The organism is Micromonospora sp. CPCC 206061 (genome assembly GCF_036906915.1).
Classification (GTDB): domain Bacteria; phylum Actinomycetota; class Actinomycetes; order Mycobacteriales; family Micromonosporaceae; genus Phytohabitans.
In genome coordinates, this window is the sequence record NZ_JBAKHX010000220.1 from 1 (window position 1) to 956 (window position 956).

The 956-nt window shown below is 59.8% G+C and carries 1 protein-coding gene; it reads left to right on the plus strand.

The genetic code is table 11. From position 1 onward, the window contains the following. Window positions 1-909, plus strand: a 909-nt coding sequence (locus V6V89_RS41485; protein ID WP_334625237.1) for a non-reducing end alpha-L-arabinofuranosidase family hydrolase, incomplete at its 5' end; no start/stop codon positions are given. Window positions 910-956: the final 47 nt, after the last annotated feature.

A 956-nucleotide genomic window follows, 5' to 3' on the forward strand; every position in this document is an offset into this window, starting at 1 on the left:
ACGTGCAATCTTCCGTCGAGTTATCGGTGGAGTTCGACGGGGTCGTTGGCGAACCCGAGGTCGGGGTGGGTGTCGTTGAAGGATTTCACGCATGCTCCGTACAACGGTCGGCAGTTGGTGTACGCGACGACGCATGACACGGGTACGAGCTGGGGTTCGATGAACTTCGGTCTTTTCACGAATTGGTCTGAGATGGCGTCGGCCAGTCAGAATCCGATGCCGTTCTCGGCTGTGGCGCCTTCGCTGTTCTACTTCGCCCCGCGTAATATTTGGGTGTTGGCGTATCAGTGGGGTGGGCCGGCGTTCTCGTACCGGACCTCGACCGATCCGGCGAATGTGAATTCGTGGTCGGCGCATCAGACGCTGTTCTCTGGCAGTATCTCCGGGTCTGGTACCGGGCCGATCGATCAGGCGGTCATCGGTGATGGCGCGAACATGTATCTGTTCTTCGCGGGGGACAACGGCAAGATCTATCGGGCGAGTATGCCGATCGGGAACTTCCCGGGCAGTTTCGGTTCGTCGTCGACGGTGATCATGAGTGATACGACGAACAACTTGTTCGAGGGGGTGCAGGTCTACAAGATTCAGGGTCAGAACCTGTATCTGATGCTGGTGGAGGCGATCGGGGCGCAGGGTCGCTACTTCCGTTCGTTCACCTCTACCAGTTTGGGTGGTTCGTGGACGCCGCAGGCGGCGACGGAGAGTAATCCGTTCGCTGGTAAGGCCAACAGTGGTGCCACGTGGACCAACGACATCAGTCACGGTGAGCTGATTCGCAGCAACGCCGATCAGACGATGACCGTTGATCCGTGTAATCTGCGGCTGCTGTACCAGGGGCGTTCGCCCAACTCCGGCGGCGACTACGGCCTGCTGCCCTATCGGCCAGGCCTGCTGACACTGCAACGCTGATAGATCGGATCGACCACAAGCGGCGGGCTCGGCACAACACCGAGCCC